At 37.5% G+C, this 18,623-nt stretch carries 14 protein-coding genes and 1 rRNA gene; 8 read left to right on the forward strand and 7 right to left on the reverse strand.

The genetic code is table 11. The annotated features are described in order from the left end of the window. Positions 1 to 306: 306 nt before the first annotated feature. The 7 genes from rsmG to rpmH all read right to left on the reverse strand — a co-directional run bounded on the left by rsmG (position 307) and on the right by rpmH (position 6,844). Positions 307 to 1,026 carry a 16S rRNA (guanine(527)-N(7))-methyltransferase RsmG gene (gene rsmG / locus AZF04_RS15105; protein ID WP_061949447.1) on the reverse strand — a complete coding sequence of 240 codons (720 nt, stop codon included), beginning with the start codon at positions 1,024 to 1,026 and terminating at the stop codon, positions 307 to 309. Between the two features lie 18 nt (positions 1,027 to 1,044). Further along, a complete protein-coding gene (gene mnmG / locus AZF04_RS15110) occupies positions 1,045 to 2,931 on the reverse strand; it encodes a tRNA uridine-5-carboxymethylaminomethyl(34) synthesis enzyme MnmG (RefSeq protein WP_061949448.1) in 1,887 nt (628 codons plus the stop codon). 64 nt (positions 2,932 to 2,995) lie between these two features. Further along, the gene (gene mnmE, locus AZF04_RS15115; protein WP_061949449.1) at positions 2,996 to 4,372 is read right to left on the reverse strand and encodes a tRNA uridine-5-carboxymethylaminomethyl(34) synthesis GTPase MnmE; all 1,377 of its coding nucleotides are present in this window, start codon (positions 4,370 to 4,372) and stop codon (positions 2,996 to 2,998) included. Positions 4,373 to 4,748: 376 nt separating this feature from the next. After that, a complete protein-coding gene (jag, locus tag AZF04_RS15120; protein WP_061949450.1) occupies positions 4,749 to 5,369 on the reverse strand; it encodes an RNA-binding cell elongation regulator Jag/EloR in 621 nt (206 codons plus the stop codon). Continuing rightward, complete coding sequence (spoIIIJ, locus tag AZF04_RS15125; protein ID WP_061949451.1) at positions 5,366 to 6,142, reverse strand: YidC family membrane integrase SpoIIIJ; 777 nt, start codon at positions 6,140 to 6,142, stop codon at positions 5,366 to 5,368. The genes jag and spoIIIJ overlap by 4 nt, the downstream gene beginning before the upstream one ends. A gap of 86 nt (positions 6,143 to 6,228) precedes the next feature. Continuing rightward, the gene (gene rnpA, locus AZF04_RS15130; RefSeq protein ID WP_061949452.1) at positions 6,229 to 6,588 is read right to left on the reverse strand and encodes a ribonuclease P protein component; all 360 of its coding nucleotides are present in this window, start codon (positions 6,586 to 6,588) and stop codon (positions 6,229 to 6,231) included. A gap of 118 nt (positions 6,589 to 6,706) precedes the next feature. After that, positions 6,707 to 6,844: a 50S ribosomal protein L34 gene (gene rpmH, locus AZF04_RS15135; protein WP_003323480.1), complete on the reverse strand. Its 138-nt coding sequence runs from the start codon at positions 6,842 to 6,844 to the stop codon at positions 6,707 to 6,709. 806 nt (positions 6,845 to 7,650) lie between these two features. On the opposite strand from rpmH, the gene dnaA reads away from it, so the two are divergent. The 8 genes from dnaA (at position 7,651) to AZF04_RS15175 (ending at position 18,598) form a co-directional block, all read left to right on the forward strand. Continuing rightward, on the forward strand, positions 7,651 to 9,003 hold the full coding sequence (gene dnaA, locus AZF04_RS15140; protein ID WP_061949453.1) for a chromosomal replication initiator protein DnaA: 1,353 nt from the start codon (positions 7,651 to 7,653) through the stop codon (positions 9,001 to 9,003). Between the two features lie 160 nt (positions 9,004 to 9,163). After that, positions 9,164 to 10,306, forward strand: a complete 1,143-nt coding sequence (dnaN, locus tag AZF04_RS15145; RefSeq protein ID WP_045487162.1) for a DNA polymerase III subunit beta — start codon at positions 9,164 to 9,166, stop codon at positions 10,304 to 10,306. A 172-nt stretch (positions 10,307 to 10,478) separates the two neighbouring features. Further along, on the forward strand, positions 10,479 to 10,691 hold the full coding sequence (gene yaaA, locus AZF04_RS15150; protein ID WP_061949454.1) for a S4 domain-containing protein YaaA: 213 nt from the start codon (positions 10,479 to 10,481) through the stop codon (positions 10,689 to 10,691). Between the two features lie 16 nt (positions 10,692 to 10,707). Continuing rightward, positions 10,708 to 11,820, forward strand: coding sequence for a DNA replication/repair protein RecF (gene recF, locus AZF04_RS15155; RefSeq protein ID WP_061949455.1), 1,113 nt, complete (start codon positions 10,708 to 10,710; stop codon positions 11,818 to 11,820). A gap of 15 nt (positions 11,821 to 11,835) precedes the next feature. Then, positions 11,836 to 12,105, forward strand: a complete 270-nt coding sequence (gene remB, locus AZF04_RS15160) for an extracellular matrix regulator RemB (protein ID WP_045487152.1) — start codon at positions 11,836 to 11,838, stop codon at positions 12,103 to 12,105. A 59-nt stretch (positions 12,106 to 12,164) separates the two neighbouring features. Continuing rightward, positions 12,165 to 14,105, forward strand: a complete 1,941-nt coding sequence (gene gyrB, locus AZF04_RS15165) for a DNA topoisomerase (ATP-hydrolyzing) subunit B (protein ID WP_045487150.1) — start codon at positions 12,165 to 12,167, stop codon at positions 14,103 to 14,105. 15 nt (positions 14,106 to 14,120) lie between these two features. Continuing rightward, positions 14,121 to 16,637: a DNA gyrase subunit A gene (gene gyrA / locus AZF04_RS15170; protein ID WP_061949456.1), complete on the forward strand. Its 2,517-nt coding sequence runs from the start codon at positions 14,121 to 14,123 to the stop codon at positions 16,635 to 16,637. A gap of 410 nt (positions 16,638 to 17,047) precedes the next feature. After that, positions 17,048 to 18,598: ribosomal RNA gene (locus AZF04_RS15175) — 16S ribosomal RNA — on the forward strand. Positions 18,599 to 18,623: the final 25 nt, after the last annotated feature.

Here is an 18,623-nt window from a genome sequence, read left to right on the forward strand (position 1 = left end):
TAAATTTAATCCTTCTTCCGCTCTGTAATCATTTAACACTTGTCTAAAATAATTATTCAAGTAGACCCCTCCACTAACAAAGATGATGTTTCACGTGAAACATTCAAACTTTCATATAAATTTGAAAAATAAATAAATGAAAGTGTTTATTTTTTATAAAACTATCCGTTTCCAACTTATAAACTATTACTCTCATTTTCTCATAAAAATGGTAAATACTAAACTCTTTTACTAGAATAAATGAAAGAGTTTAGCAGACACATTTTGTTTTTTCTATTACATAAATTTTTTTAGTTGTGTAAACTTTTATTTTGATAACGGCTGCTTGTTTGGAGTACCTGGCTTTCTTGGATACTTCTTTGCCGTTTTTTTTGCTTTTTTAATGACTACGATTGAACGTTCGCTTTCTTCTTCTGGCAATATGAAGCTATGATGCTTCGTTAAGCTACCACCGAGAGTTTTTATTGCATAGTTCGCTTCTACTATCTCTTCTTCTGCATTCGAGCCTTTTAATGCAATAAAATCTCCATCTATTTTTGCTAGTGGAAGACAGAGCTCAGATAAAACAGACATTCTCGCAACCGCTCTTGCCATTACAATATCATATTTTTCACGATGAATGACGTTTTGAGCAAATGTTTCAGCACGGTCATGAAAGAAAGAAACGTTTTCTAATTCAAGTTCAGATGCTAAATGTTCTAAAAATCCAATTCTTTTTTTCAAAGAATCGACAATGGAGACATTTAATTCTGGAAAAACAATTTTAAGTGGGATACTAGGAAATCCTGCTCCAGCACCAACATCAATTATTTTTTGCCCTTTTTCAAATGAATAATAAAAGCTAGGAGAAATCGAATCATAAAAATGCTTTAAATAAACATCTTCCTCGGAAGTAAGAGCTGTCAAATTCATTTTTTCATTCCACTCTACTAACACTTCATAATATCGTTGGAACTGCTGCTGTTGTTTTTCTGATAATGACCTTCCTTTTAATGATAATTCTTTTACAAAAGCCTCTTTATTCATTCGAATCCTCCAACTTTTTTAATCAATTTTCGCTAAACGCCCTTGTTCAATGTACACTAATAAAATGGAAATATCAGCAGGGTTAACACCAGCTACACGCGATGCTTGCCCAATAGATAGAGGACGAACTTGACTCAACTTTTGTTTCGCTTCTGTTGCTAGTCCGTTAATTGCAAAATAATCAAGGTTATCTGGTATTTTTTTACTATCTAATTTTTTTGCTTTTTCCACTTGCTGCCATTGTTTTTCGATGTAGCCTTCATATTTTATTTGGATTTCGACTTGCTCAGCTACTTCATCTGAAATAAGCTCTTCAGCTTCTGGAATAATCGTTATCACATCAGCATAGCTCATCTCAGGCCTTTTTAAAAATGCCGATGCTCTCACTGCCTCTTGCAAAGGTGTTGATTGTATTTTTTCTAATAATGTTGCTACTTTTTCAGATGGCTTAATGATAATGCCTTCTAGTCTTTTCTTCTCGTTTTCAATCAAATTCTTTTTCGACTGATAACGTTTATATCGTTCATCATGAATTAAACCAATTTGATATCCAATTTCCGTTAATCGAAGATCAGCATTATCATGACGCAGAAGCAGTCTATATTCTGCTCTAGAGGTCAATAATCGATAAGGCTCATTTGTACCCTTAGTGACTAAATCATCTATTAAAACGCCAATATAGGCTTCTGAGCGGTCTAAGATAATACCTTCTTTACCTTGTGCTTTACGTGCAGCATTAATACCAGCCATAATCCCTTGACCTGCAGCTTCCTCATACCCGGAAGTTCCGTTGATTTGACCTGCTGTAAATAAATTTTCGATTTTCTTTGTTTCCAAGGTCGGCCAAAGTTGCGTAGGCACAATTGCATCATATTCAATTGCATATCCAGGTCTCATCATTCGTACATTTTCTAGGCCTGGAATCGTTTTGAGCATATCCAATTGAACATCTTCAGGCAAGCTCGTTGAAAGACCTTGAACATATACTTCAGACGTATTACGACCTTCAGGCTCTAAGAAAATTTGATGCCTTGGCTTATCATTAAAGCGAACAATTTTATCTTCAATAGAAGGACAATACCTTGGTCCTGTTCCTTCAATCATACCTGAATACATCGGTGAACGTCCTAAATTTTGGTTAATTATTTGATGGGTCTCTTCACTTGTATAAGTCAACCAACAAGGTAATTGGTCTGTAATAAATTTAGTGGTTTCATAAGAAAACGCTCTAGGCACTTCATCGCCTGGTTGAATTTCGGTTTTGTCATAATCGATAGAACTTCCATTTACTCTTGGAGGTGTACCTGTTTTAAATCGAACAAGATCAAATCCAAGCTCCTTAAGATGATCCGATAATTTAATAGAAGGCTGCATATTGTTTGGACCACTTTCGTATGAAAGCTCACCTAATATAATTTTTCCTCTTAAATACGTGCCTGTCGTTACGATAACCGACTTACTACGATACTCCGCCCCAGTATTTGTAATGACTCCTTTACAAGCCCCATCCTCTATAATTAAAGAGTCGACCATCCCCTGGCGTAGCAATAAATTGTCCTGCTCTTCTATGGTTTTTTTCATTTCATGCTGATATAGAAACTTATCTGCCTGTGCTCTTAATGCACGAACAGCTGGGCCTTTTCCAGTATTTAGCATACGCATTTGTATATGGGTTTTATCGATATTACGCCCCATTTCACCACCAAGCGCATCAATTTCACGAACGACAATTCCTTTTGCCGGTCCTCCAACAGATGGATTACACGGCATGAAGGCGACTGCATCTAAATTTAATGTCAGCATTAATGTATTAGCCCCCATTCGAGCCGCGGCAAGTCCAGCTTCCACTCCTGCATGCCCCGCACCAATTACAATAACATCAAATTCACCACCTTGATATTGCATGATGTTACCTCCTTTTAAAAATAAGATTGAATTTATTTCATTCATTCGATTAAACGAACGCTATTTATTTACCTAAACAGAATTGGGAGAATAGTTGATCTAATAAACTTTCTTGAACAGAATCTCCAATAATCTCACCTAATAATTCCCATGTTTTCGTTATATCTATCTGCACTAAGTCAATTGGAACCCCATCTTCAATCGCCTGAACCGCATCTTCAATCGTGCTTTTAGCTAGTTCTAATAAAGCGATATGACGGGAGTTAGATACATACGTAACATCCTCTGCTTCTAACCTTCCAGCAAAAAATAAATCTGAAATCGCTTGTTCTAGCTCCTCGACACCTTTATCTTCAATGAGAGCTGTCGTTATAACAGGTTTTGATGCTGCTAGCTGATAAACCTTCTCCATGTCTATTTTCTGCTCTTGGTCTGTTTTATTGACTATGACAATCACATTCATTTTTTCTACAACTTCAAAAAGCGCCTCATCCTCTTTCGAGAGTTCCTCGCCATAATTAAGGACAAGCAAAAGTAATTCTGCGTCTTTTAACACTTGTCTCGAACGCTCAACCCCTATTCGTTCAACGATATCTTCCGTTTCACGAATTCCAGCCGTATCTACTAATCGTAGTGGAACACCTCTGACATTCACATATTCTTCGATAACATCTCTTGTTGTACCAGGTATATCTGTAACAATCGCTTTATTTTCATGAACTAGGCTATTTAATAATGAAGATTTTCCTACATTCGGTCGCCCTATAATAACGGTAGACAAACCTTCTCTCACTATTTTTCCTTGTTCAGCTGTTTGTAATAATGAATTTATTTCTTCTATAACAAAGCTCGCCTTTGATTTAAGCAGCTCATGAGTCATGGTTTCCGCATCATATTCAGGATAATCTATATTTACTTCAACATTAGCAACGGTTTCTAATAAAGCCTGGCGCAAAATGGAGATTTTTTTGGATAATCTCCCTTCTACTTGATTCAATGCAATATTCATGGCCTTATCCGTTTTAGCTCTGATTAAATCCATAACTCCTTCTGCTTGAGAGAGGTCTATTCTTCCATTTAAAAAGGCCCTTTTTGTAAACTCCCCTGGCTCAGCTAGCCTCGCCCCATTTGTCAATGTTAACTGCAGAACGCGGTTTACAGACATAATACCGCCATGGCAATTTATTTCTACTACATCTTCTCTCGTAAAGGTTTTAGGTGCTCTTAAGACCGATACCATCGCTTCTTCTACCCTTTGGTTGGTCTTTGGATCAATCAAATGCCCATAAACAATAGTGTGTGATGGGGTTTCTTTTAATGTATTCTTTCCTTTATAAATTCGATCAGCTATTTCAATCGCTTGGTCACCACTTAGACGAACAATGCCAATCGCTCCTTCTCCTAGTGCCGTTGATACAGCTGATATAGTATCAAATTCCATTCTTTCTTCACTCCAAACTATATTTGCCCCTCTATTATAAACGCTTCAGGCTGCAAATATTTGTCGAAATACAAGATCAATTAAGAAAATGTTATTTCTTCATAGACCATCTATCTTATTTTACATGATTATTTCAAATAATGCTTGTTTTCCATTTTACAATACTACTTCTATATTCTATCCTTGTTGTCTGTTTTTAACCTTATACACATGTGGATAATCGATATCTAGTAAACTTATCCACACAAGCCTCCAACTATCTAGAATACCATATCACGTGATAATTGAAAAGAATGTAACTAAGCTTAGTTAAGAGATATAAATGGACATAAAAAAACCGAGAAAGATTTCTCTTTCCCGGCTCATTGATGATTGATTACTTAGGGGCTATAACAATATGACGATTTTTTCCTCTGCCTTGCGAGTAGGTTTCTACCCCTTCTATATCTTGCAGGGAGGTATGAATCACTTTTCGTTCTTTAGCACTCATTGGCTCTAAAACTACTTTATGTCTTCTTTTTAGAACTTTTTGACTCACTCTATGAGCTAGATTCTCTAACGCCTCTTGTCTTTTTGCACGATAGTTCTCCGCATCAAGTTGAATTCTAACAAAATCATCATCCAATCGGTTGGCTACTAAATTGGTTAAATATTCTAATGAATCAAGAGTTTGACCTCTTTTTCCAATCAATCGACCGATGTCTTCATTACCTACTAATTCAAAAAGTACAGTATCTTCTAAACGCTTTTCTTCTATTGTTACAGTAAATCCCATGTTCTCAATCGTTTCTTTAAGAAAATGGTAACCTTCTTCAACGGCATCAGGCTTAACATGAGCTGTTATTTTTGCGGGTTTTGTGCCGAGAATACCTAGAAAGCCTTTTTGTGGTTTCTCTACCACTTCATATACTAGACGTTCTTTCGTTGCTCCCAGTTCAATAAGCGCCTTCGAAACTGCTTCTTCAATTGTTTTGCCTGACACAGTTATTTTGGTCACTTTTTCTTCCCTCCTGTTTTTGCTTCAACACGAGCTTCTTTTCTCTTATTCGCACCTGGTCCTGTAATAAAGTATGTTTGTGCAATCATAAAGAGGTTACCAACTACCCAGTATAAAGCTAGTGCTGCTGGGAAGAAGAAAGCAAATACCCCAATCATAATTGGCATGATGTACAACAAAATCTTCATTTGAGGATTGGTTTGGTCAACCATCATCATTTTTTGCTGAATAAACGTAGTTAAAGCAGCAATAATTGGTAGGATATAATCTGGACGGTCCAATGCGAACCATAAGAATTGATCGCCACCGATCTCACGCGTTCTCATAATCGCATGATAAAGTGCAAGTAAAATAGGCATTTGTACAAAAATCGGTAAACATCCCGCTAGTGGATTGACTCCTCTTTCTTGCCATAAACCCATCATTTCCTGCTGTAGCTTTTGCTGAGTTTTTTGGTCCTTAGCACTATATTTTTCTTGCAATTTCTTAATCTCAGGTTGAATTTCCTGCATCGCTTTTGTACTTTTTGTCTGTTTTATCATTAGAGGTAGTACTAAAAACCTCAATAATACAGTAACTGCGACAATGGCCAAACCATAGCTGCCACTAAAAAAATCGGCTAAATAAATAATCAGCCAAGATAATGGATATACAAAAATCGTATTCCAAATCCCTTCACTTTCACTTGTAATTGGTTGGTCAATCTCAAAACATCCCGTTAATAAAACGAGGGTTCCAACCAATACAGCTGCAAGGCTAAACTTCTTGAGCACGAGCTCTCCTCCTTGTCCCTCTTTAATTATTTATTCCAAACTGCAACAAACCTGTTTGTCGCAGAGGTTTACTAGACTAAATATATTTAAGATTTTTCTTGTTTTCTCTTTTGAAAATAGCGACCTTTTCTCAACACATGATTAAGACTGCTTTCTACCTCAGAATATGTCATGTTTGACACTGGTTTCCGTGCAATCACAACATAATCATAATGACTATGTAGACGCTCTCTATTCTCTTGGAAAAAAGCTCGAATCATTCTTTTCACTCTATTTCTCGTTACTGCATTACCTACTTTTTTACTAACAGATAAGCCCAATCGAAACAGTTCTTGTCCCTCTTTTGATAATGCATAAATAACAAATTGGCGATTCGCTATCGAAACCCCTTCATTAAAAACGAGCGAGAATTCATCATTCTTTTTGATCCGTTGCTCTTTTTTCATTCTTTTACACCTCAAAACGCAAATGTATGATTCTTTTTGCGCTCAACATTTACCTTATTACTTATCTAGTACTCCATAGAAATCAAATATCGGAAAAAGACCACTGATAACCAGTGGTCTATGCAGATAACACTTTTCTTCCTTTACGACGACGACGAGCTAAAACTTTTCTTCCGTTTTTTGTGCTCATACGCGCACGGAATCCGTGTACCTTTTTACGTTTACGATTATTAGGTTGAAATGTTGGTTTTCCCATTTATTACACCTCCCTCGAGGATATTAAGAAAAGCGCAAAGCGCCTATTATTTAGCAATAGCAAATGTCCTTATAAAATTTCCATAAGATTTCTCGTCTTTATACCTCTATCATAGACGAATTAGCCTTGCTCATAAACCTCTTGCGCTAGACATCCATATTTAAATCTTTCTTTTTCCGAAATGCTTGATAAAAGACATTCTTGTAAATTATACGGAACATAAGGCTATGTTGTCAAGAATCGATTTGTTCGATCATTCTTTTATTTATTTTTTCACTTCCGTATTACTTTCTCCTCCGTTGTGGATAACCATTTATCGACAGCATTCGTGCTGTCCCCAAACTTATCGACAGATTATGCACATATCTTGTGTTGTGGACAAAAGGTAACCACAACATACTGTGCTATGTGGATAAAGTAATATAACCGTTGCGGTACAAGCTTTTTTTTGCTATGATTATTATGTTTTCACTCGTGGACATTAAAGATTATCATAAAGCCTGTCCACAGGCTGTGGGTAAGGTTGTGGACAGGCTTTAATTATTGTGAATTTTTTCATCCACAGAAGTGTGTGATCGTTTATAATGACGTTTTTCTACTATATTATATCTTACTACACATTTTTATCACATTTTATATTTATGCACCTCTATTCAATTACTTATACAAAACTTATACACTCGTTATTTTACTTACACTCTGTGATCTTTTTTTACCTAGATACCAGAGGTTTTTAAGTTTGCAAGCTTTTGAAGAGGATGCTCATCAGGTTATTTAAATACTGAAAGGAAAAGGAGGTTTATCTCTTGGAAAATATTCATGATTTGTGGGAGCGGGTATTAGCTGAAATAGAGAAAAAAGTTAGTAAACCTAGCTATGAAACTTGGTTAAAATCTACAAAAGCCAATGATATCCAAAATGATTCTATTATTATTACAGCACCAAATGAGTTTGCCCGCGATTGGTTAGAAGACCACTATTCTGAATTAACATCAGAAACGATAGAGCATATAACTGGTTCTCGTTTAACACCAAAATTTGTCATACCAGAGCATAAATCGGACAATGATTTATTTTTAGAGCCTATCCCCAAAAAACCGCCAGAGTCTCAAGATCAATCTACAAGTTCCTTTACAAAATCAATGCTAAATGAGAAATATACGTTTAATACATTTGTCATTGGTTCAGGGAACCGTTTTGCCCATGCAGCTTCACTTGCTGTAGCTGAAGCACCAGCAAAAGCTTATAACCCTTTGTTTATTTATGGTGGAGTTGGATTAGGTAAAACTCACTTGATGCATGCAATTGGACATTATGTGACCGATCATAATCCAAATGCTAAAGTGGTCTATCTTTCTTCAGAAAAATTTACAAATGAATTTATTAATGCGATTCGTGATAATAAAGCGATTGATTTTCGTAATAAATATCGAAAAGTCGACGTTCTTTTAATAGATGATATTCAATTTTTAGCTGGAAAAGAATCAACTCAGGAAGAATTTTTCCATACTTTTAATGCTTTACATGAAGAATCAAAACAAATCGTTATTTCAAGTGACCGACCTCCAAAAGAGATTCCTACTCTTGAGGATCGATTACGTTCTAGATTTGAGTGGGGTCTGATTACAGACATTACTCCACCAGATTTAGAGACAAGGATTGCGATTTTGAGAAAAAAAGCAAAAGCAGAAAACTTAGATATACCTAACGAAGTCATGCTCTATATCGCCAATCAAATCGATACGAATATTCGTGAATTAGAAGGTGCTTTAATAAGAGTTGTCGCTTATTCTTCGCTCATTAATCAAGATATGAATGCCGATTTAGCAGCTGAAGCACTTAAGGATATTATTCCAAATGCTAAGCCTAAAATGATTACCATTGTCGATATTCAACGAATTGTTGGTGAGCACTTCCAAGTAAAGCTAGAAGATTTTAAAGCGAAAAAGAGAACAAAGTCCGTTGCTTTTCCACGACAAATTGCTATGTATTTGTCCAGAGAATTAACCGACTCCTCGCTCCCTAAAATAGGAAGTGAATTCGGGGGACGTGACCATACGACTGTCATTCATGCTCACGAAAAAATCTCAAAGCTATTAGCTAGTGATCAAGATTTACAAAAGAAGCTTCAGGAAATTAGTGAACAAATTCGTTCTTAGTGAATAGTGTGCATAACATGGCCTTATTCACCCACAGATTATTAACATGTGAATAACAACTTAACACTAAGAAAATCTGAGTTATCCACATATTAACAAGCCCTATTACTATTACTACTATATTTTTAAAAGATCTATATAATTAAAAGGAGTTACAAGTATGCATCTAATAATCGAACGCAATCGCTTTGTTCATGACGTTCAAAGAGTAGCCAAGGCTGTTTCTTCAAGAACAACCATCCCCATTTTAACGGGAATAAAAATCGTTGCTAATAATCAAGGTATCACTTTAACAGGTAGTGATTCAGATATTTCTATCGAAACGTTTATTCCAAAAGAAGAAGAAGGTAGCGAAATTATATCGATTAAAGATCCAGGAAGTATTGTTTTACAAGCAAAATATTTTGCTGAGATTGTAAAGAAATTATCTGGAGATACGATTGAATTAAGTGTGCAAGATCAATTTGCAACCACCATTAAATCAGGTTCTGCTATTTTTAACTTAAATGGGCTCGATCCTGAGGAATATCCTAGATTACCACAGGTAGAAGAAGAATTAGTTTTTCGTCTACCGCAGGATATTTTAAGAAATACGATCAGACAGACCGTATTCGCTGTGTCCACTCAGGAAACACGCCCGGTATTGACAGGTGTAAACCTAGAAACAAACGAGGAGCAGCTAATCTGTACTGCAACAGATAGTCACCGTTTGGCTATGAGAAAAACTAAGGTTGTTCGTAATGATGAACAACTAACCTTTGAAAATGTTGTCATTCCAGGGAAGAGTTTGAATGAGTTAAGCAAAATTATTGATGAGAGTAACGAGGATATTGAAATTGTTGTTACGGATAATCAAATTCTTTTTAAATTAAAAAATCTACTTTTCTTTTCAAGGTTATTAGAAGGGAAATACCCAGTTACTAAAAATATGATTCCTAATCACTATAAAACAACGATGCAGGTTAAAACGAAATCTTTTCTACAAACATTAGAGCGTGCTTTGTTGCTTTCTAGGGAAGCCAAAAATAATGTAGTTAATTTAAAAACATTAGAGGATGGACTCATTGAAATTACCTCAATATCTCCGGAAATCGGAAAAGTAACAGAAAGAATACAAAGTGAAGGCTTTGATGGAGAGGATATGAGAATTTCCTTTAACGGTAAGAATGTTATAGATGCCCTGAAGGTTATTGATAGTGATGATATTAGTGTGGAATTTACTGGGGCCATGAGTCCTTTTGTCATTAAACCGATCGAACAAGACCATTATTTACATTTGTTTTCTCCTGTTAGAACTTACTAATATGAAGAGTTCGTTTGATTTTTTTGAATCAGACTTGGCGAGAACGATTTACTTTAGTACAATATAAAGAGATAAATAAAAAGCGGCTAGATGAGACAGCATTTCACCAACTGATTTGCTGTCTTGCGTTTGATAAGGGAATTCTTAAAAGGACGGAAAGAAGTGAGATGAATTGGAGTACATTAAAATTTCAACTGAATATATAACACTTGGACAGCTATTAAAAGAAGTAGGTGAGATAGATACAGGTGGTATGGCAAAATGGTATTTATCTGAGCATGAGGTCTATGTGAATAATGAATTGGAAAACCGAAGAGGTAGAAAGCTTTATATTGGAAATGTCGTTCAATTAGCGAACGGTCAAAAATATGAAATTATCTCTTAATTAGAGGTTAAATTGAATGTATATTAAATCACTTTCTGTCAAATATTTTAGAAACTATCAACAAGCAAGTTTGAGCTTTGATCCAAGGGTGAATGTATGTATTGGTGAAAATGCTCAAGGAAAAACCAATTTAATTGAGGCTATTTATGTCCTAGCTTTAGCTAAGTCACACCGGACAAGCAATGACAAGGAATTAATAAGCTGGGATGAAGAGTTTGCTCGTATACAAGGGGAGATTGTAAAAGAGACTTCGACGATTAAATTGGATGTTGTGATTTCTACAAAAGGAAAAAAGGCTAAAATAAATGGGTTGGAGCAGAGGAAGTTAAGTGAGTATGTAGGAGCGGTTAATGTGGTAATGTTTGCTCCGGAGGATTTAAACCTAGTCAAGGGTAGTCCGCAAATTAGAAGAAGGTTTATTGACCGGGAGTTAGGGCAAATTAATCCTCTTTATTTATATCATTTAAGCCTGTATCAAAAGGTGCTTCAACAAAGGAATCAATTGTTAAAGCAATTTCAATTAAAAAAAGGCTCTCCAGAGATGCTTGATATATTAACTGACCAGCTTATTCCATTAGCTGCAGAGGTTATTAAGAAGCGATTTCAATTTGTGAAACAGCTTCAGGGATGGGCTGAAGCTATTCATACTGATATTAGTAGAGGAAAAGAAAAGCTAGAATTAACCTATTTAGCTTCATCTAACGTATCAGAACAACTAGATTTGACGAAAATAAAAGAAGAATTCTATCAAACCTATCAAGCAAAAAAACAAAAAGAAATACAAAGAGGTGTGACGCTTTTTGGACCTCATCGTGATGATTTAGGATTTAAAGTAAATGGCAAGGATGTACAAACATATGGGTCTCAAGGCCAACAAAGAACAACTGCCTTAGCCATTAAACTAGCTGAAATTGAGTTAATAAATTCAGAAATTGGAGAGTATCCCATTTTATTACTAGATGATGTCCTCTCAGAGCTTGATGATCATAGACAATCTCATCTTATTGAGACTATCCAGAAAAAAGTACAGACATTTGTGACAACAACAAACCTTGCTGGTGTCCATCAAGAAGCGTTAAAACAATCAGCAATATTTGAGGTAGAACAAGGTACGATTCGTCAAACTTAGTAAGGTGGTGATCCATTGTTTATTCATTTAGGTGGAGATATGGTCGTTCGAGCTAGAGAAATCATTGCTATTTTAAGTCGTGATGTTCAAGAGTTATCGGCAGTAACAAGTGCCTATTTGGAACAGGAAGAATTACGTAAATCAGTTGTAACGATCAGTGAGGATTTTATAAAATCTATTGTTATAACCGATCGTACTATTTATTATTCCCCTGTATCGTCCAATACGTTGAAGCGAAGAGCCTCGATGAATGTGGACCTTGATTTGCAAATCGAGCAAGAATGAACATTGAATGAGAGATGGTAAGGGAAAGAAGTCAATCTTTGATAGAGAAAGTATAGAGAATGAAGGTGAAGAGCGTGTCGAATGAACAACATTCTGAACAACAATCCTATGATGCGGATCAAATACAGGTTTTAGAAGGATTAGAAGCTGTAAGAAAAAGACCAGGTATGTATATTGGCTCAACAAGTGTTCGAGGCCTACATCATCTTGTTTGGGAGATCGTTGATAATAGTATTGATGAAGCGATGGCTGGTTTCTGTGATCAAATTAATGTGTTAATTGAAGAAGATAATAGTATTACGGTCATCGATAATGGTCGTGGAATTCCTGTAGGCATTCATGAAAAGATGGGTCGTCCTGCGGTTGAAGTTATTATGACTGTCCTGCATGCAGGTGGTAAATTTGGTGGCGGAGGCTATAAAGTTTCTGGCGGACTGCATGGTGTGGGAGCTTCGGTCGTAAATGCTCTTTCTACTTCACTAGAGGTAGAAATCCAACGTGATGGTCATGTATATTATCAGCAATATCATAAAGGTGTTCCTGCAGCTGATTTAGCGATTATTGGTTCAAGCGATAACACGGGTACGAAAACGACCTTTAAGCCTGATCCTGAAATTTTCCAAGAATCGATAGAATATGTTTACGATACTTTAGCTCATCGTTTAAGAGAGTTGGCTTTCTTAAATAAAGGCTTGACGATTACTATTTCAGATAAACGTGAAGATGGCAAAACTGATAAGTATTATTATGAAGGCGGTATTGCTTCCTTTGTTAAACATTTAAACAGAAACAGAGAAGTTCTGCATGAAGATCCGATTCATATTGAAGGTGAGAAAGATGGCCTTAATGTTGAGGTCGCTGTTCAATATAATGATGGATACGTTGGTAGTCTTTTCTCTTTTGCTAATAATATTAGTACCCACGAAGGTGGAACCCATGAATCTGGTTTTAAAACAGGATTAACACGTGTGATTAATGATTATGCAAGGAAAAATAATCTCATTAAGGAAAATGACCCAAATTTAACGGGTGATGATGTTCGTGAAGGTTTAACCGCTATTATCTCGGTAAAAATTCCAGATCCACAATTTGAAGGTCAAACCAAAACGAAATTAGGAAACAGTGAAGCCAGAACGATTACAGATTCTTTATTTTCTGAGCATTTTGCAAGATTTTTAATTGAAAATCCTCAAGTCGGTAGGAAAATTATAGAAAAAGGACTTATGGCTTCAAGAGCTAGAGAGGCTGCTAAAAAAGCACGTGAGTTAACTCGCCGTAAAAGTGCTCTAGAAGTTAGTTCTTTACCTGGTAAGTTAGCAGACTGTGCCTCAAAGGATGCATCTATTAGTGAAATTTATATCGTTGAGGGTGATTCGGCGGGTGGTTCAGCTAAACAAGGGCGCGATAGACACTTCCAAGCTATTTTGCCTTTAAGAGGGAAAATTATTAATGTTGAAAAAGCTCGTCTTGATAAAATTTTAGCTAATAATGAAATTAGAGCGATGATTACAGCCTTTGGTACAGGTGTTGGTGGAGATTTTGATATCGAAAAAGCTAGATATCACAAAATTATTATTATGACCGATGCAGATGTAGATGGTGCCCATATTAGAACGTTATTATTAACCTTCTTCTATCGTTATATGAGACCACTTCTAGAGTATGGGTATATATATATTGCTCAGCCACCATTATATAAAGTAAGTCATGGTAAAGAAATTAAGTATGCTTATGTACAAAAAGAACTGGATCCGATTCTAAAATCTTACCCTGAAGGGGCAAAATTAGGTATTCAAAGATACAAAGGTCTTGGTGAAATGAATCCTACTCAACTGTGGGAAACAACAATGGACCCAGAGCATCGTACGTTACTCCAGGTAACTTTAGAAGATGCAATAAAAGCGGATGAAATATTTGAAATACTAATGGGTGACCGTGTAGAACCACGTCGTGACTTTATTCAGGAAAATGCCCAATACGTTGAGAATCTTGATATCTAGTTGGAGGTCTAAGGAATGGCGGAACAGGAACAATCAAAGATTAAAGAAATTAATATAGCCAATGAGATGAAGACATCGTTTATGGATTACGCGATGAGTGTTATCGTTAGTCGTGCGTTGCCAGATGCTCGCGATGGTCTTAAACCAGTTCACCGTCGTATTTTATATGCGATGAATGATTTAGGGATGACGGCAGATAAGGCTTTTAAAAAATCTGCACGTATCGTTGGTGAGGTAATAGGTAAATACCATCCACACGGTGACTCAGCCGTTTATGAAACGATGGTAAGGATGGCTCAAGATTTTAGTTATCGCTATATGCTCGTAAATGGACATGGTAATTTCGGTTCGATTGATGGTGACTCAGCAGCTGCAATGCGTTATACGGAAGCCAAAATGTCGAAAATATCAATGGAACTTTTACGTGATATTAATAAAGACACGATTGATTATACGGATAACTATGATGGATCGGAACGAGAACCTGTCGTTCTGCCCGCGCGTTTTCCTAATTTATTAGTAAATGGAACATCAGGTATTGCTGTAGGTATGGCTACTAATATCCCGCCTCATCAATTAGGTGAGGTCATAGATGGAGTTTTAGCTCTATCAGAAAATCCGGATATTGATGTGGCTGAATTAATGGAACATATTCCAGGACCTGACTTTCCAACCGGTGCAGAAATACTTGGGCGTTCAGGAATTAGAAAAGCCTATCAAACGGGGCGTGGCTCTATTACACTAAGAGCCAAATCGGAAATAGAAGAGCATAATGGTAAGCCACGAATTATTGTCTCTGAAATTCCTTATCAAGTAAATAAAGCAAGGTTAATTGAAAAGATTGCCGAACTTGTACGAGATAAGAAAATCGAGGGAATTACAGATTTAAGGGATGAATCTGACCGCGAAGGATTAAGGATTGTGATTGAGCTTCGCAGAGATGTGAATGCTAATGTTCTATTAAACAATCTCTACAAACAAACCTCTTTGCAAACTAGCTTTGGTATCAATTTGCTAGCGCTTGTTGATGGCCGACCGAAGGTATTAAATTTAAAAGAAGCGCTCGAACAATATTTAAAGCATCAAGTAGAAGTAATTCGTCGTCGTACCTCTTTTGAATTAAGAAAAGCGGAGGCACGTGCGCATATTTTAGAAGGTTTACGAATTGCTCTTGATCATATTGATGAAATAATTAGCTTAATTCGCTCTTCACAAACAACAGATATCGCTCGAAATGGGTTAATGGAAAATTATGAATTAAGCTATGAGCAAGCTCAAGCTATTCTTGATATGAGACTTCAACGTTTGACAGGTCTAGAAAGAGATAAAATTGAGAGTGAATACAAGGAGTTATTAGCTAGAATCGCTGAGCTAAAAGCTATTTTGGCTGATGAACAAAAGGTTTTAGCTATTATTACTGAAGAACTATTAGAAATTAAGAGTAAGTATAATGATGAGAGAAGAACGATCATCTCAATGAATGAAGAACAATTTGAGGATGAGGATTTAATTCCACGTCAAAATATCGTTATTACCCTTACTCATAATGGTTATATAAAACGTCTGCCGATTTCAACTTACCGAAGTCAACGGCGAGGTGGACGAGGAATTCAAGGGATGGGGACAAATGATAATGATTTCGTCTCCCACCTATTCACAACGAATACGCACCATACGATTCTCTTTTTCTCTAACAAAGGAAAGGTTTATCGCTTAAAAGGATATGAAATTCCTGAGTTAGGTAGAACGGCAAAAGGAATCCCGATTATTAACCTTCTGCAAATTGAACCAGGAGAGTTTATTAGTACGGTAATACCGATCGAAGAATTTAAGGACGATCAATACCTTTTCTTCTTAACGAAGCATGGTATTTCGAAAAGAACTCAGCTATCTTCATTTGCTAATATTCGTAAAGGCGGCTTATTTGCGATAAATATTCGCGAAGATGACGAGCTGCATGGTGTAAGGTTAACCAACGGAGAGCGTGAGATCATCATTGGTACGAAAAATGGTATGGCTATTCGTTTTCACGAAAATGATGTTCGATTAATGGGCCGTACAGCTGGTGGGGTTAAAGGAATTTCACTTAAGAATGATGATTTTGTTGTAGGTATGGATATTATCGAAGAAGACCATCAAGTTTTAATCGTAACCGAAAAAGGTTATGGAAAACGTACTCCAATACAGGAGTATCGAGTTCAAAATCGCGGTGGAAAAGGTATAAAAACATCAAATATTACAGATAAGAACGGTTCTTTAGTTGCTTTGAAGATAGTATCTGATCAGCACGATATTATGATAATCACTGTTGCTGGAACGATTATTCGTACTCATGTTGAAGGTATTTCTATTACGGGACGAAACACTCAGGGTGTTAAAGTTATTCGTATAGATGAGGGAGAAGAAGTAGCAACAGTTGCTAGAGTTGAGATTAATGAAGATGATTTAGATGAAACATCGTCTGGAGAAGAAGATTTAGAAAATCAAGAGAATCCAACTGAAACGAGCGATTTAGAAAACGAGTCTGAGTAAGACCTTATAGACTTACCACATGCTTTATATGTGGTAAGTCTTTTTGTTATAAATTATATTTAATAAAAGTTAGTAGAATTTTAAATGGGAAATCACTTTTTATGAAATTTCTATTGCATTATATAGAAAATCTATGTTATATTATGTCTCATACCCTTCTAAAATATCTAAAAGTATTATTTATATGTTTTTACTTTTTTCAAAAAAAGTTATTGACTCTACTTTTGATAAATGATATATTAGATAGGTCGCAAAAAAAGCGATATAAGTTCTTTGAAAACTGAACAAAAGCCAAGCGAATTAAAGAGATACAAGGTATCTCGTCAATKGTTAGTCATTGAGAAATCAATGCAAAATGGAACATCGATGAAAATCGAGGCCAGCAAATTATGAGCGAATCAGCTTATCCTTTAACGGAGAGTTTGATCCTGGCTCAGGACGAACGCTGGCGGCGTGCCTAATACATGCAAGTCGAGCGGACAGAAGGGAGCTTGCTCCTGGAAGTCAGCGGCGGACGGGTGAGTAACACGTGGGCAACCTGCCCTGTAGACTGGGATAACATCGAGAAATCGGTGCTAATACCGGATAATCGAAGAAACCGCATGGTTTCTTTGTAAAAGATGGCTCCGGCTATCACTACGGGATGGGCCCGCGGCGCATTAGCTAGTTGGTGGGGTAGAGGCTCACCAAGGCRACGATGCGTAGCCGACCTGAGAGGGTGATCGGCCACACTGGGACTGAGACACGGCCCAGACTCCTACGGGAGGCAGCAGTAGGGAATCTTCCGCAATGGACGAAAGTCTGACGGAGCAACGCCGCGTGAGTGATGAAGGTTTTCGGATCGTAAAGCTCTGTTGTTAGGGAAGAACAAGTGCCATTCAAATAGGGTGGCACCTTGACGGTACCTAACCAGAAAGCCACGGCTAACTACGTGCCAGCAGCCGCGGTAATACGTAGGTGGCAAGCGTTGTCCGGAATTATTGGGCGTAAAGCGCGCGCAGGCGGTCTTTTAAGTCTGATGTGAAAGATCGGGGCTCAACCCCGAGAGGTCATTGGAAACTGGGAGACTTGAGTACAGAAGAGGAGAGTGGAATTCCACGTGTAGCGGTGAAATGCGTAGATATGTGGAGGAACACCAGTGGCGAAGGCGACTCTCTGGTCTGTAACTGACGCTGAGGCGCGAAAGCGTGGGGAGCAAACAGGATTAGATACCCTGGTAGTCCACGCCGTAAACGATGAGTGCTAGGTGTTAGGGGTTTCGATGCCCTTAGTGCCGAAGTTAACACATTAAGCACTCCGCCTGGGGAGTACGGCCGCAAGGCTGAAACTCAAAGGAATTGACGGGGGCCCGCACAAGCAGTGGAGCATGTGGTTTAATTCGAAGCAACGCGAAGAACCTTACCAGGTCTTGACATCCTTTGACCACCCTAGAGATAGGGCTTTCCCCTTCGGGGGACAAAGTGACAGGTGGTGCATGGTTGTCGTCAGCTCGTGTCGTGAGATGTTGGGTTAAGTCCCGCAACGAGCGCAACCCTTGATCTTAGTTGCCAGCATTTAGTTGGGCACTCTAAGGTGACTGCCGGTGACAAACCGGAGGAAGGTGGGGATGACGTCAAATCATCATGCCCCTTATGACCTGGGCTACACACGTGCTACAATGGATGGTACAAAGGGCAGCAAAACCGCGAGGTCGAGCCAATCCCATAAAGCCATTCTCAGTTCGGATTGTAGGCTGCAACTCGCCTACATGAAGCCGGAATTGCTAGTAATCGCGGATCAGCATGCCGCGGTGAATACGTTCCCGGGCCTTGTACACACCGCCCGTCACACCACGAGAGTTTGTAACACCCGAAGTCGGTGAGGTAACCTTTTGGAGCCAGCCGCCTAAGGTGGGACAGATGATTGGGGTGAAGTCGTAACAAGGTAGCCGTATCGGAAGGTGCGGCTGGATCACCTCCTTTCTATGGAGTTTTAACTCTAGTCGAC

This window comes from Alkalihalobacillus trypoxylicola (assembly GCF_001590785.1).
GTDB classification, from domain to species: domain Bacteria; phylum Bacillota; class Bacilli; order Bacillales; family Bacillaceae_D; genus Alkalihalobacillus; species Alkalihalobacillus trypoxylicola.

What these genes read in the sequence shown, in the direction of transcription:
- recF (WP_061949455.1), top strand. Translation starts at nt 10,708, where the DNA reads ATGTATATTAAATCACTTTCTGTCAAATATTTTAGAAACTATCAACAA.
- gyrB (WP_045487150.1), top strand. Translation starts at nt 12,165, where the DNA reads ATGAAGGTGAAGAGCGTGTCGAATGAACAACATTCTGAACAACAATCC.
- rsmG (WP_061949447.1), bottom strand. Translation starts at nt 1,026, where the DNA reads ATGAATAAAGAGGCTTTTGTAAAAGAATTATCATTAAAAGGAAGGTCA.
- mnmE (WP_061949449.1), bottom strand. Translation starts at nt 4,372, where the DNA reads ATGGAATTTGATACTATATCAGCTGTATCAACGGCACTAGGAGAAGGA.
- dnaN (WP_045487162.1), top strand. Translation starts at nt 9,164, where the DNA reads ATGCATCTAATAATCGAACGCAATCGCTTTGTTCATGACGTTCAAAGA.
- gyrA (WP_061949456.1), top strand. Translation starts at nt 14,121, where the DNA reads ATGGCGGAACAGGAACAATCAAAGATTAAAGAAATTAATATAGCCAAT.
- rnpA (WP_061949452.1), bottom strand. Translation starts at nt 6,588, where the DNA reads ATGAAAAAAGAGCAACGGATCAAAAAGAATGATGAATTCTCGCTCGTT.
- rpmH (WP_003323480.1), bottom strand. Translation starts at nt 6,844, where the DNA reads ATGGGAAAACCAACATTTCAACCTAATAATCGTAAACGTAAAAAGGTA.
- mnmG (WP_061949448.1), bottom strand. Translation starts at nt 2,931, where the DNA reads ATGCAATATCAAGGTGGTGAATTTGATGTTATTGTAATTGGTGCGGGG.